Source organism: Acidovorax sp. (assembly GCF_046341535.1).
In the GTDB taxonomy this organism is placed as follows: domain Bacteria; phylum Pseudomonadota; class Gammaproteobacteria; order Burkholderiales; family Burkholderiaceae_C; genus Acidovorax.
The window spans coordinates 18,473-33,049 of record NZ_JBKDRI010000068.1; the positions used below are offsets into that span (position 1 = coordinate 18,473).

Sequence of the window (14,577 nt, forward strand, 5' to 3'; positions counted from 1 at the left end):
CCATTTATCCCTGAACGGCCCAGCTCATACCAGGCTTGATAGTGTCCTGATCAACAACGCAAGGGTGCGGGTCAATCGCTTTGATCAACGTTTTCAGCTTTTGCAGCACCTTGTCAGACTCGATGGCTTTTGGACGGAGCCGCGAACGGCTGCGCGGCGTTTCAAGGTGCAAAACGACTCGCAAGTGGCGCTTACGCAAAATCGTTTCCGCCACACGCTTCTCGTCCGCGTCATTGGCATGCAAGCGGGCCGATATCAAGCCCGCCAAGGTGTCGCGTACTTTCAGTGCAACCTCATCTGCAAGGTCAATTGCCTTGGTGCGCGGATTGACCCGGTAGTCTTTGACCTCGATGAGCCATCCTGTGTCAGCCGCCGCATAGACCACATCGACAGCCTTCGTGCCCCCAAATGCGCTGTTGAACTGATTGCGATAGTGCGACCATGCGTCGTACTTGCTCGACAAGCCCCCTCGCGCAAAAGTGAAGGTCAGCCGATCCTCCGTAATGGGGTTTTCAATCACGGGCATGCAGCCCCTCCACAGCCATGAATCGATCAGACTGATGCAACTCCTCATCCAAAAGCACCAGAGTCTTGATGTCGTACAAATCAGCGCTCTGCTCCAACTCAGTAGGCTTTCCTAAGCCACTCGCTTTGAGCGCAAAGTACCTTGGTGCGAGGGACTGGAATGGTGCATCTTGCAATAGCATTTCAAGCTCGCGCATCAGGAAGAGTGAGTGCGTCGCGATGAAAACCTGAATACCCTGCTGGCACAACGTGAGAATGCTGCGGGCCAGCACCTTGATGAGCTTTGGGTTCATGTTCGTTTCAGGCTCATCCCAAAGCAGGTAGCCCTTGTCCAGCAGTACCCCCGTGCTGATCAAGCGTGCCAACATGGCCAGCTTTCGCAGGCCTTCGGCCACCAGCGGCATTTCCATGTTGCCCTCGCCTGGAATGCTCAGGTAGAACTCACCGGTGCCAGAGTCCACCACCACCTTGCCCCCCATAGCCTCTTCCAGAGGCTGCAAAAGGGTTGCAGCCTTTTTCTCCCTGGGCCCCTTGACGCTGGGCGTGCCTAGCAAGGACACGGTATCGCGCCAGCTTTCTTCAAAGCGCAGGTGGTAGTTGTCATACAGAGGCCCAAACCAAGGGCACAGCGTGACGAGTTCACGCGTCGGAATGTAGGCGGGTGCAAGCCCCAAAGCCTTGGAAGGTGCCTTGTCCAGTTGCACCTCTGATTTGGCCTGAGAGGCAAAACTGAAAGCGCACGACAGCGCTGCATCTTTCATGTCCACACGCACTTCGCAACGCTCGCGCCCTTGCTTACGTTTGGCAAGTCGCCCAAGAGCATCAGGCCTGAATACGCCCACCAGCTTGTCGGCGTAGGCTTTTTGCAGCTCAACCTTGGTCAACTCCTTGGCGTCGGCATTGACCTTCAACACCGCATACAACAATTTGAGCAACTGCGACTTGCCCAGCCCGTTCTCGCCCACGACCACATTCAGTCCTGGCGAAAACTGGTACTCCGCATTGGGCAATGGCCCAAAGTTCTTGATAACGGCCTTGTTCAGCATGGCGATTCCTTGAAATGCTGGCCCAAAATCATGCCTCAAACCCCAACTGCTCCCCGCGCGGCCCCAGCTCGCGGCTGGCTTCCAGCACGGCGTGCCAGGCGGTGATGAGTTCGTTGTAGGCACGCGCGTCCTCGGCCCACTTCTTGCGCTCGCACAGGGTGTACAGGTGGTAGGCCAGTTGGCGAATGGGCTCGGCCTTGTCGGGCATGGCGGCCAGCAGGGCACCGGCTGCGGCTTCGCCCTGGGTGTTGAGCGCGCGAATCAGGTGGTGCGTGGCCTCCCACACGGGGTTGCGAGCATCCAACTTGGGGTCCCAGCCAGCCTGGTAATCGGCCCAGCGCAGCAGGCGCACCTTGCCTGCGCCACTGTCGGCAATGCCTGCCTGCGCCACGCCCTGCACGCTGGTGCCTTTGCCACGGGCCAGCACATCGGCCTCGCCAAACGGCCCCTCGGCCCAGCCGTATTGCTCGAACCAGCTGTTGCAAAACAGCGTGTCGGCGTCAAAGCTGCCAGCGTCGGGCGTCAGGTACTCGGTGATTTCGCGGTTGATGAGCACCAGCGCGTCGTGCACGCGCATCGGCGTGCCGTCCTGGTTGAGCACGCCCGCGTACTGGCTATAAATCGCCATGCCGGGGCCAATGGCGGCCTGCGCCAAGTCCACGGGAGCAATCGGGCTTTGGCCACTGGTGCCTCCAATCATCGTTTCCAGCGCTTCGGGCAGGTGCTCACGCAACTGACGCTGGAACTCGCGACGGCTGATGGCCTCAGCGGTGGAGTCGCGCGGGCGGCACACAAGCACAATACTTGATGCTAGGGCATTAGTGCCAGTTTTGACTCCGGTTGGTCTCTCGGTCCTCAATGGCCAGGTTCCTGAAAGCGCGAACCCGGCCTGCAAGACTGCCTCCAAAAATGTTTCCCACCCAGTGCTGTGGGTTCCCCCAGTATCACTTGTGTCGCTTTGCTTAAAGGCGTAGTAGATCGAGACTGGAAATGCAGCATGCGACTGCTGTGCCAAGTTGTGCATAGCGGCGGTCATGCCGTCTAAAAAAAACAACTCCGCATTCTCCTTGCCCCCGTGACGGTATGGTGTCGCCACCAGTTCCTCTGCCTTGGGTACGGCGAGGGTCCTAAACAGATTCGGGAAAATGGTGCGCAAGCTGCGACGCAACCAGACATAAAAAAAGTCAGACAAGTCGGCGTAGCCGATGTTGTCGTAGTACGGCGGATCGGTTGAGATAACTTTCAGCTGAGAGAGGCATTGGGTTTGAGCATCGGCTTGCTGAACATGGGCAACGCCAGTAAGCAAACTCGCAACGGTTTTGCCCATTGAAGCGGTAGTCGCCGCAAAATCACCAGCAGCACCTGCGAACGGATTGACCTCCGGAAAATCCCATGCCATCGGAACGGCTTGCCTGCTGAACAAATTTACGCTCTGCTCCCGGCTTTGAGACCACACAGCTAAGCCATTTACTGTATTCGCGGTGCGACTAACTGCAAGCCCCAAGTAGACACCCACAGCTTCTGCGTAGGCAGTAGCCCCTCTCCCTCCCACGTCTAGCCCCTGACCATCATCGACCATGCCCGCTGCAATGGCGTCGGCTTTGACGCGAACGATGGCTTCGGGCACCAAATCAGAAAACGTTGTCAGAGCCTCCAATTGGCGAGGGGTGAACAGATCGCCATAGGTTTTGAGCCCATAGAGGGGCGGTGAAAACCACCGAGGGTTGTCAGGCATCTCCGCTTCGGGCTTCCACTTTGGCAGGGCCTGCCGGGCAATGGTCTCCTGCTCTGCGGTGGGGGCAAGATAAACGCGTCCGCGTGTACTGTCGGCCACGATAGCCAAAAGCTTAGCGCCCATGCGTCCGGCTTTGGCTTCGGAGTAGATGTGCTTTGACTCAATCGGAGCGTCTGACATCAGGCATCGGAAGTTGGCGCCGCGGGACAGCTTGGTGCCGTCCTTCGCGCTATCCGGCGGCATGCCAGTACGTACTTCAAAGCGGTAGCCATCGCCTTCAATGACAGGCAGCACATATGCCTCCTTGCCGGCCTTGCTGCTCAAAACAAAGGTACTGGCAAGCGGCACATCCACATGGCTGAACGCAGGATTAGGGCTTTTCACGGTACGCGCCCATAGCCAGGCGATCACGGTGAGCTCCTGTCCAGGCTGCAAACTGGCCAGACCGCTGTTTTTAAAGTCTATTTGGCCAACACCGCTTTCTGCATAAGCGTTGGCAGCTATCAATTCAGGAGTGATGCGAATCGTAGGATAGAGGTGGCCGACGCGCTGTTGGGCCTGCTCCCGCATCCACGCACCGTAGCGGCGCACATCTTCGGCCAAGCCACGGGCACCACTCCAATCCTCGAAGGCGTTGCGGGTGCCCTTCTTGGTACCACGCTCGGCCTCAATCTCCGGCCCCACCGGGGCACGGCCCGCGAACTTGGGCGGTATCTCGATCATGGCCTTGTTGATGGTGACGGCCACCGGGTTCAGGTCGCTGGCGTAGCTTTCCAGCCCCAGGCGCTGCGCTTCCAGCGGCAGTGCCCCACCACCAGCAAAGGGGTCGTGGAAGGCGGGCAGCACTTCGGGGTCAAAGCCGGGCTTGCCAGGGTTGAGCGCACAGGTTTCGCGCCAGCTCTTGGCAATGGCGGCGCGGGCGCGGCCCAGCACCTCTTCGTTGTTGGTGTTCTCCCACAGCACCAGGTCGCGCAGGATCTGGAACAGCTCTTCGCGCTCAGCATCGGCCTGGGCCTTGGTTTTGCCCGCGTAGTAGCCCCGCTCACCGCCAGGGTCGTTCACCATCTGCGCAAAGATGACGGCACGCGCTGCGGCCAGCGGGCGGCGCGCCCACCACAGGTGCAGCGTGCTGGGATGGCCGTGGCGGATGGACTTTTCGCGGGCACTGGCCACGTTGATGTCGTCCAGCGGCAGGGCTACTTCGATGAGTTTCTTGGGGGAGCGGATGTTCGACATGTACGGTTTTAAACCAAAGCAGGCGCGTGTTGGGCCAAAGTTTGTTCAGCCATAGCGCCATAAAACTGACGGGTTAGGCTGAAAAACCGGTTGAGCTTGCCATTGGTGGGAAGCAGGTCTATCTGGGCGAGGTGGAGCACGCTCCAACCATGATCGGCATGTTCATCAAACAAGCGTTGAAGTTCTTGCGCCCACTGGCGACGGCGGGTTAGCAAGAACGGGCTGTTGAGGTTGAGCAGACGAATGGTGTAGTCGGCCTTGGCTTTGTCCTGCTCAGACAGGTCTTCGCGCGGAACCACGCGCCCATCGGTGGGCAAATAGGCAAAGTAGCGATGACAATCGGGTTGGTGGCAAGAGACAAACAAGGCAAGGTCTACGCTGTCACGTTTGCCAGCAGCATGGCCACCAAACACGGCATCAGGCGTTGCCGGGTCGGACTTTTTCAGTTGCTGCAAGCCGGTTTCACTGTCCAAGGCGCTGGCAGCGAGATTACTGTAATCAAAGGTGCGCGCCGGGTTTTGGCTTTTGTTTTCGATGTGCTCAATGTGGTAGCCCAACCCTTCTTCATCGGGCCTGAATTCGCTGTAACAGCACAGTTGATACTGCTCATGCAGCAGGCACTCCATCACATCCTGCTTGTGGCCAAACGAGCCCCAGCGGCTTTTGGCCTGACCAGGAGTTTGCGGTGGGTTGCTGTGCGATTGGTTGAGGTGGTAGCCACCCGCACCTTGCTTAGCGATGCTTCTCATTGCTTACTCAATCCGGCAAGAGCCTCCTGACGCTGGATACTGCGTCGCAACTGCTGCAAACGGGCGTTTTCTGGCCCTAGCGTCAGGGTCAGTTGCTGCAAGAGGCGCCGCGCCTCAGCCTCACCCCAAAGCCCCTGATCGACCAGTTCCGTCAGACGGTCGATGGTTTGCTTCTCTTCTATGGGAGGCTGTGGATCTACCAACATCACACTGTGCATGACATCGCCGCTGGGCTGGCCATAGGTTGAAGCCAAAGGCATTTCAGCGGCGCTGCCGCTAAGGACGCGGATGTTTTCGCGCCGGATGGTGCTGAGCACTTGTGGGCTGTGGGTGGTGACAATGAATTGGGTCAATGGGAAGGTCCGCATCAAGTCTTGCAAGACTCGCTGCTGCCAGGACGGATGAAGGTGCAAGTCAATTTCGTCCACCAGCATGATGGCTGGCGCGCTCATGCGCAAGGACTGCTTGAACGGCTCCGTCGAGACCACGCCAAGTGCGGCCAATTGGTCTATGGCCTGGTGAATAACCTGAACCGCATAGTCTTCATCGTCGTATTCCAGATGTGGGTTCGCGATCGCCAGGCGACGCGCGAAGTCCATGGCCAAGGCCAACATGCTTTGATAGCCTTGGCTGAGTTGTTCCACCAACATGGGTGCACCGTCACTCTCGCGGGTCAGCATGAATTTGTGCTTGCTGTTGAAGTGAGGGTTGCGGTATTGCCCCAGCAGCCCTACCACAGCGGCACGTACTGCCTCCAAAGAGCTGAACGGCAAGAAGTTCTCGTTGACTGCACCCTTGTTTTCGCGCAGCTCCGAGGACTCTTCAAGGTCAAACCATTCCAGCATTTCGCGAAAGTCGCTGGCGGGGTCCAGGCAGTCGTAGAGCGCGGCTGTGGGATGTTCGTAATTCAACTTAGCCTCACGCAAACGCTCGGGCACTTTGATACTGCCTCGGCTAGCCCCATAGTAGGCAAAGGTGGGGGTCAAGAGTGGGTGCGTCGTCTTATAGCTGGCGTAGATGGCGCCCAGCCGATCCTTCAATTGGGTTTCGCCCCACTTCTCTGGCGGCTCCGCGCCCTTTGTGTTGCCAGAGGGTTTCCAGTAGTCCCAACGCAGTTCGTCATAGGTTTCAACCATGACCTGAGCGAAATCGGCTTTGGCCCATTGGGTTTTTCCACCTCGCCCTGAGTGCCCTTCAATTCGGAAGTCGGCGTCTTTGATGCCCCGCCCACTCAGGCGCTGGTTGGCCGAAGAAAGGTGCGTCAGCACCGGCGTGAGCGCAGTTGCGATGGCATCCAACAGCGCAGTCTTCCCCGCCCCGTTATCACCAACAATGACAGTGAGTTGGGGGTGCAGATCCAGCGTCAGTGATTCAAAGCAACGGAAATTTTTCAGTGTGACGGTCTTCAATCGCATGGCGCAGCCCTCAGTTCAAGCAAAGTTGCGGCCCCTGGATTGCCTTTGGCCCATTAGAATTTGCATAGCCTAGTACTCTAACCACACCGGAGATAGCATCTCCGGTCCGATGCCCCAGCAGCGCAAGCTCTGGGGCATCTCTCTTTGTGGCGCCCTTGTCTACCCATGGAACACCTTGGGCTCCAAGGCTCTGCCCAGCAGCAACCCAAGGTCAAGGTTCTTGCTCGCCTCGGCCCAGTCGGGCTCTTGGGTGAATGGCATCGGGACGTAGTTCACCGATTCGGCGCTGTCGCCGTCCACCACCACCACAGCCAGCACGAACTTGTCTTTCTGGTTGAGCCCGTGGCGAATCTCGTTGCTGGTGACGGTGATGGTGTCCTGCCCCTTGGCGCGGCCTTTGACTTCAATGTGGTGCTCTAACGCCAGCCCTTCGGGTTGCTCAACGTAGGCGGTGATATCCCAGCCGCACTTTTCAGCAGATACGTCTTTGGTGCGGTGGCCCAGCGCGTGTTCGGCATCCAACACTGCTTGCATGGCAACGCGCTCGATGCGGGCACGGGCTGCTGCGTCGGCACTGAAACCCGGCACACCGCTGCGCTGGGCCAACAGCCCTGCGGGGATGACAAGCGCCCCGCCGATCACGTTGGGCGTGCCAGACGCCACATTGCGCATGGCTTGGAGTTCAGCGGTGCGCTGTTTGAGGCGCGCGCTCAACTCCTCAGCACGGCGGCGGGCGTTCTCGGGTTGCAGGCGGGGTTGCTTGCCTGCGCGCACGTCCATGTCCAGCCGGATGGCACGGTCTGACCAGTATTGGATTTCTTTGACCAGGCGCTCGCGTACGGCGGCCAGTTGTTTGTCGGCCTGGCGCTCACGGCGGCTGGCAACTTCTTGGGTGTGGTCGGGCACCAGGTGTTCCACGGCGTAGGCCAGTGCACGGGCTTCAATGTGGTGGGTCACCCAGTCGGCCTGCAACACGTCGGCCACCTGGGCGGCCTGAGCTTTGGTGATGGGCACCAGATCAAGGTGGCGGGCAAACGGCGCGGGGGTGGCATTGCCGTCAGCCGTCATTTCCACAAACTGCAATCGGCGGGAGACATCGCGCGGGGTGTTGCCGTTGGGTGCGGCGGTTTCGCGCACAGTGTGGTCCAGCATGAACAGCACGCGCGGCTCGATGCTGTCGTCGTGCGGGTCCACCAAAATGGCGCCTCGTTTGAGCAGGCTGCGGTGGCTGGACAGCACCAGGTCGGTCACAGCGGCCATCAGGGGGTGGCCAGGGTGCACCAGTTCTGCCGTGGGTTTGCCGTAGATGGTGCGGTGCTCGCGGTCGAAGCAAATGCGCTCGTACTTTTTCAGCACGGGGGTGCGGGTGTGGCCGATCACGCGGTCGCGCTCCATGACATCGGCAGGAACATGGCGCACCTCGTAGCGGCCCGCCTCGCGGTCGCGCAGCTCGCCACCCACCACCCGGAATGCCTCGCGGAAGAATGCGCTGATGAAGTGCGGTTGGAGCTTGCGGGCCTCGGCCTTGTCCATTTCCTCGCGGATGGCGTAGAGGTCGTCCAGGCTCATGTGGTTTTCGACCAGGGCATTGCGGGCCATCAGGTCTTTCAGGTGCTGGGTGTCCAGCGCCTGGCCGATAACCTGCTCCATTCGGGCGCGGGTTTCGGGCTTTTCGCCGTAGCGGATGGCGTCGATCAGCAGGTCTTTGAGCGAGATGTTGTCGAAAGCCTCGCCCAGCACGTTGAACACCCGCCCGCCCAAGGCTTCGCGCTCCACGGCCAGCTTTTCAAGCAGGCAATTGAACACCTCGCCCTCACGGGTCTGGGCTGCCACCAGATTCCACAGGTGGCACACCTCGCGCTGACCAATGCGGTGGATACGGCCAAAGCGCTGTTCCATGCGGTTGGGGTTCCAAGGCAGGTCGTAATTGACCATGAGGTTGGCGTTTTGCAGGTTGACGCCCTCCCCTGCCGCATCGGTAGCCAGCAGCACCAGTACGTCGGGGTCGTTGCGGAATTCCTCTTGCACCTTGCGCCGGTCATCACGGTTGATGCCTCCGTGGATGGTGACCACAGCCTGTTCACTGCCCAGCGTGTCGCGGATGCGCAGCAGCAGGTAGTTGAGCGTGTCGCGGTGCTCGGTGAACACGATGATTTTGCGGCGGCGGCCATCGGCGGTGCGCATTTCGGGCTCGTCTTGCAGCAGGCGCGAAAACTCTTCCCACTTGCGGTCGCTGCGCGATTGCACGACGGATGCGGCGGCACTTTCCAGCTCCCGCAGGATCAGGATTTCAGCTTGCAGCTCAGGAATGGTCTCAGCGGCAGTGGCTTGGTCCACCACCTGGTCGGCCACTGCTTCGTATTCCTCGGCGCTGAGTTCGTCGGCAGCGTCATCAAGGTCTTCGGGCAAGTCCAGCTGTCGCTTGACGACGTATTCACCCAGGTTCTCGCGCAGCACGTCAGCGCGTGCTTTGAGTTGCAGCTCGTCAAGGCGCGCTTCGAGCTTTTTCCGACGGCGTGACAGCGATGTGTAGATGGCCTGCGGGCTGGATGCGAGTCGGCGCTGCAACTGAGTCAGGGCGAAGCCCACGGTGCCCTTTCGCTTGCCGTCCAGCCGGTCCGCGCGGTCCATTTCGTTGCGCACGTAGTCGGTGACCTGGTCGTACAGCAGCACCTCGGCATCTGACAGCGTGTAGTTGACCGTGTACGCGCAGCGCTCCGGGAACAGCGGCTTGCCGTCGAAGCGCAGCAGCTCTTCCTTGACCATGCGGCGCATCATGTCGGTGATGTCCACCTTGTGGGCACCCTCGCGGAACTTGCCATAGAAGCGGTCGCCGTCCAGCAGCGACATGAAGAGCTGGAAGTCTTCTTCCTTGCCGTTGTGGGGTGTAGCCGTCATCAGCAAGTAGTGGCGGGTAAGGCCGCCCAGGAACTTACCCAGCTTGAATCGACCTGTCTCGTTGACCTTGTTGCCGAAGTAGTTGGCCGACATCTTGTGGGCCTCGTCCACCACGATCAGGTCCCACTCGGTCTGTGCCAGCAGCTGCTGGTATTCCTCGTTGCGCGAGAGTTGGTCCAAGCGGGCAATCAGGCGGTCTTGCTCGGCAAAGTAGTTGCGGCTGTGGCACTGCTCCTGCTTCTCACGGCTGAACAGCTCGAAGTCCAGTCCGAATTTCTCGCGCAGTTCGTCTTGCCACTGCTCCGTCAGAGAACCAGGAGAGACGATGAGCACGCGCCGGGCGTCGGCGCGCAAGGTCATTTCTCTGATCAGCAAGCCCGCCATCACGGTCTTGCCTGCTCCGGGGTCGTCGGCCAGCACGAAGCGCAAGGGCTGACGCGGCAGCATGGTTTCGTAAACGGCGGAAATCTGGTGCGGCAGGGGCTCGACGTTGGACGTGTGCACCGCCATGAGAGGGTCAAACAGGTGGGCCAGGCTGATGCGATACGCCTCCAAAGCCAGCTTGAAGGCAGCGGGGGCCGCATCAAAAGCCCATGCCTTGCCTGCTACGGCCAGAGACAAGCGATGCTCGTCGTGACGGAAGATGGTCTGCTCATCAAGCTTGCCTTGGGCGTTGCGGTAGGCCACAAGGCGGGCACTGGGGCCTATCTCTTCGACGTTGACAACCTTGACGACTTCATCAGGGACCAGCCCGGTGATTTGCGCGTCCTTAGCGATTTCTTCGAGTTTGAGCATGCGCGCCTGAGTGCGTTGAACGGTGGATACATCAGGCACTGACTCCTGGGTCGGGACGAACAAGGCACAAACCCAATGCACTCCCCCAAGCGCCTGATCGGCGAGTCAGTCTAGCAGGCAGAACGCACCATTCCAGCGTGCCAGGATGCAGTCCGCCAGCGAGCTTCCAACTCACGACAAAAACAGGTTGGCCATGCCCGTGGTTTTGTGGCATCGGAATCCGTTGAGAATGCACGCAAAACCAGTAGTGTCCCAACTTTCGTCAGAGGAGAGCACTTCGGCGACCCGATGACAGGCGCGATGCGGTCGCTGACGAAGCGCAGCAGGCAGCCCCAGCGGTCAATCCAACGGGGCGGCGGGGGGCATCGAACACCTTCATTGGTATTTCGCGGCGGTGATGAACTCGCTGAACGTCTCACACCAGATGATGACGGCTTTGTATTTGGCGGGGTCAATCGTTGCTGGCAATGGCACCGTGAAATTGTGGAAGGTTTTAACGTCCCCTACCTGAACCATGCTGGCCTTCAAACGCTTGAATTCGGCCTCCGATTCGACGAACTCCGGGGACAGGTAGAGCTTGTAGTCGGGACCAGGCGAGAGAGAGCCCTGCAGCGCAATGCTCGTAGCGCCGATGAGCACCTTACCCTCACCCCAATGCAGCGCGTCGCTGTCCTTGAGGTCGCGCCGAAACATTCCCTCGAACCGCTGAGAGTTCACCACGGCCGCCAATTCGGAAGCGGTGGGCGGTGGTGGTGCCGTCAAAATAGGGAGCCAATAGACCCCAAGACCGAAACCGACGGCCAGCATCGCTCCGTGCGAGATCACCAGAAATAATGTTCTCATAGCCATTGGCTTAAAGTCTCCGTCTTGGTTTTTTGGGCACGCTACCACCGTAGCGTGCCCCGATCACGACTGTAGTCAACCGTAGCGAGTTGACTCGGCAGGTCCAACTCCGGGGCGAACCCCACCGCATCACTGCTGCTTAGACCCTTCAGTCAGACGTCGGCCCAGTGATACTGCGTAGGGAGCCGCACGCGCAGGCAACAGCGGATCTGCTGACGCAACCACACCCTTTGGCATCACCATGGGATTGAAAGTGACGTTCAAGCATGCGCCCCCGCCGTCTTCAGACACCGAAAGCAACTTCAACTGCCCCAGATTCACCTTTTTGCGCCCCTCTGGCAGTGGCGTGATCGCGCTGTCGATCTTGTCACCGGGTTGTGCCAACTCCAAGTTGAAATTGAACGCGACCTTTCCCTCTTTGACGCGCTGGCGTAGATCATCGAACAGGAAGTTTGCTCCTTTGGCCTTTGCCTCCTCGTCGCTGAGTCCCTGCACCCCTGCAACGGGTTCAAAAATCCACTTTCCGAACTGGGTGACCCCCGCCGCGTTGGTGAAGCCAAAGCCATGAACGCCCCAATAGTTTACGCTGGCAAAGCTCGCGGGCACGGGCTGCGAAGCCAGATACTTGGGCAACAAAAGCACTTCCGGGTTGGCGTCATTGAAAGCTTTGACCTTGGCCGGATCCGGCGCCTTGGTGGCGGGATCTGGCTGACGCGAAGCCAACAGGGCAAAGAACTGCTCGGGGGTTGCTGCCCCAAATACTGGCGCTGAGATGTTGCCCATCATCCACTGTTCGCCGTTGGGCAGGTCAAACTGCAGGGCGAGGTTTCTTTGCGTTCTGGAATTGTCCGGCGCCTTGAGATTCGCTCCACCGACTGAAAAACGCACCACCACGGGTACCGGTTTGCCACTGAATGCGGAAGATACGGATAACGAACGGGCATCAGCAGTCCCGACAAACTCCCCCATCGCACAGATACCTTTCGCACCCGACCGTCGCGCGCCTTCAAACTTGCCAAAGGTGGCCTCAAACTGGTTGACAAAGGCGTTGGGGTCCAGCGGTAGTTTGTCGGTTTGTGCATGCGCTGTAGTCGCGGATGCGAACAGCACAACAGCAACGGCATAAGCGGTGTTTGAAAAGCGGTACATCAATTTTCTCCATGTAAAAACGCTACTGAGCGCCTCGGACTTTCGTCATGCAGGTAGCCGAAAGAAAGAGGATCAGTAAAACAGTGAATTTGCTGCAGTGCCTGGGCTTCACGTCGTCTGCAGTGCCCTGTAATACGCGTTAGAACAGGAAAAAGTTACAGTCGCGGCAATCAATGTTTCGCGGCGCGTTGCTCGGGTGAAGGGAACGTCAGGTACCGGGCGTCTGGAGCCACCCATGCGCAGGCGCGTGGACGAACTCCCCCTCAACGCTGGCCTTGATGCCGTTGTTCTTAATGATCCAGCGCCTTCACCTTGCCTATCTGGAAGCCGCACGCCACCGGTGACTTTGACATCCTGGGCCTGCCGTATCCCTGCTCGATCTCAGCGCGGATAGCCTGGATTTGGCGTGAAAGCGCCTCGCTGCGATCGGCGCGGCTCTCAAGGTGCCGTGGAGCGCGAATATCATTCACGGACAAATGATCCTATTGAGTCGGCACCTTTGAACTTGAACCAGCCGTTCGGGCTGAGCCTGTCGAAGCCTTGCGCAGAGCTTCGAACCGCATCAACGCATTCAAGTTGGTTGATGCCGACTCAATAAAAACGGCAGTTGACCGCTTGTGATCTTGCCGCACACCGCGTGGATTCGGGCCTTGGGTTGTTTTCGCAGCCTCACCTTGGGGGTGATAGCGCTATGCACTTGCCAGCACCGCTTTTGAAGCGCCATGCGGTGTTGCTCCTCCTTGCAGGCACGAGCCTGCCGCGTCGTCGCGCCTTGCCTGGCGCCCCAACAGCAGCCCTGGCAAATACATCCAACTGCCGTTGTTAGGATGATTCACGCCAGCTGCCATTTATGAGGGCCTTCACACCCATTGCACCGGCACGGCCAACAGCAACCCGGCGCCTATCAGCCCGCACTGCCAGCGCAGCGCTGTGCGCCAGGTGGGCACACGACGCTCCACCCCCCAATACAGCAAGCGCCCCATCGCCAGCGACAACACAAATGCCACCAGCATGCCCAGCGCGTTCAGTGCAGGTGATGCGTTCCACAATGTGCTGACCACTGCGTTCACCAGCAGGCAGACGGCAAAGTGCACCAGAAACACCGAATAGGACATCTGCCCCAACAGCACCAGCGGGCGCACGCCCTGCCAGTTGCGCAGCCATGGCGAACGCAATGCCCACACGAGGCCCAGCGATGTCAGTAGCGCAACCAGGATGCGGCTGCGGTAGTCAATCACCAGGGCTACTCCGCCCAACAGCAGCATGAGTGCAACCCACCCCTGCGCGCGCACCGCCTGCACGGCCCAGAACGACAGCATGCCCAGCCCGTAGGCGCCAAAGAAGTACACCGCCCAGGCGTCGAGCCAGGGCATCCGGTTGAACACCCACAACGATGCGGCCGTCGCTGCCACCACAAGGCCCTGCCCCAGCGAGACGTTGAACCACCAGATGTGGGTGCCCGGGATCAATCGTGCGGCTGACCAGATCAGCGCGCTCAATGCGAACAGTTGGAGGTCGATGGCGACATACCAGACACCAGCCGAGAGCGCCTCCTCGCCCACCAGATCCTGCAGCAGCAGCGTATTGGCCACCAGTTGCGTGAATGTAGGCGCGGCGGGCACAGAAGGGTGATCCATCCACGGGCGCACCAGTGCGGAAACGGCCACGGTGAGCAGCAGCGCCGCAGCGTAGGGTACCGCCAGCCGCACGAAGCGCTTGCCTACAGCGCCGCCCCAGTGTGAGAACCGGGCCACACCCTCAGGCGCCAGGCTGTGGGCGGCAAGATACCCCGCCACCACCAGAAACACCTGCACCGCGACACGCCCGTGGTCGTACAGCCATGCCATGAGCACGGGTGCCAGCGGGTACGCGATATCGGACATCGGCCCGTAGAAGGCAAGGTGGTGCCACACGATGGCAATACATGCCATCGCCTTGACCATGTCGATCAGCGGCGTTCGGGATGAGGCAGGCGGCATGCAAACAGGGGCTGGGGAGGGCTTGACGTTGGAGTCGTCGGGCCGGGAAGCCCTGCATTGTCCACAGGGAACCTCTAAAAACCCCTGATTTCCACGCCTGATGAAGCGCAACAGAGCAGGATTTTCAGGCTGCCTATTTTTTGGGCAACTCTGCGGCGTTTCCCGCTAGTCTTGGCCCTTCCAGGGCGCTTTTGGGCTCCATTTTTC

10 protein-coding genes are annotated in these 14,577 nt (G+C 59.7%); all 10 read right to left on the minus strand.

Translation table 11 applies throughout. From position 1 onward, the window contains the following. Nucleotides 1–4 precede the first annotated feature (4 nt). Nucleotides 5–526, minus strand: a complete 522-nt coding sequence (locus ACK543_RS04695) for a hypothetical protein (protein ID WP_409941693.1) — start codon at nucleotides 524–526, stop codon at nucleotides 5–7. Further along, nucleotides 513–1,571, minus strand: coding sequence for an AAA family ATPase (locus ACK543_RS04700; protein WP_409941694.1), 1,059 nt, complete (start codon nucleotides 1,569–1,571; stop codon nucleotides 513–515). Before ACK543_RS04700 ends, ACK543_RS04695 begins: the two co-directional genes overlap by 14 nt. Nucleotides 1,572–1,599: 28 nt before the next feature. After that, nucleotides 1,600–4,542, minus strand: coding sequence for a DUF1156 domain-containing protein (locus ACK543_RS04705; protein WP_409941695.1), 2,943 nt, complete (start codon nucleotides 4,540–4,542; stop codon nucleotides 1,600–1,602). Nucleotides 4,543–4,550: 8 nt separating this feature from the next. Then, nucleotides 4,551–5,291, minus strand: a complete 741-nt coding sequence (locus tag ACK543_RS04710; RefSeq protein WP_409941696.1) for a retron system putative HNH endonuclease — start codon at nucleotides 5,289–5,291, stop codon at nucleotides 4,551–4,553. Continuing rightward, entirely contained in the window at nucleotides 5,288–6,706 is a 1,419-nt protein-coding gene (locus tag ACK543_RS04715; RefSeq protein WP_409941697.1) for an AAA family ATPase, read from the minus strand. Before ACK543_RS04715 ends, ACK543_RS04710 begins: the two co-directional genes overlap by 4 nt. Nucleotides 6,707–6,865: 159 nt before the next feature. Next, the gene (locus ACK543_RS04720) at nucleotides 6,866–10,399 is read right to left on the minus strand and encodes a helicase-related protein (protein ID WP_409941698.1); all 3,534 of its coding nucleotides are present in this window, start codon (nucleotides 10,397–10,399) and stop codon (nucleotides 6,866–6,868) included. Between the two features lie 375 nt (nucleotides 10,400–10,774). Next, the gene (locus ACK543_RS04725) at nucleotides 10,775–11,242 is read right to left on the minus strand and encodes a DM13 domain-containing protein (RefSeq protein ID WP_409941699.1); all 468 of its coding nucleotides are present in this window, start codon (nucleotides 11,240–11,242) and stop codon (nucleotides 10,775–10,777) included. Nucleotides 11,243–11,371: 129 nt separating this feature from the next. Then, on the minus strand, nucleotides 11,372–12,391 hold the full coding sequence (locus tag ACK543_RS04730) for a catalase family peroxidase (protein ID WP_409941700.1): 1,020 nt from the start codon (nucleotides 12,389–12,391) through the stop codon (nucleotides 11,372–11,374). Between the two features lie 290 nt (nucleotides 12,392–12,681). Further along, entirely contained in the window at nucleotides 12,682–12,861 is a 180-nt protein-coding gene (locus tag ACK543_RS04735) for a hypothetical protein (protein WP_409941701.1), read from the minus strand. A gap of 390 nt (nucleotides 12,862–13,251) precedes the next feature. Further along, a complete protein-coding gene (locus ACK543_RS04740; protein WP_409941702.1) occupies nucleotides 13,252–14,370 on the minus strand; it encodes an acyltransferase family protein in 1,119 nt (372 codons plus the stop codon). Nucleotides 14,371–14,577 lie beyond the last annotated feature (207 nt).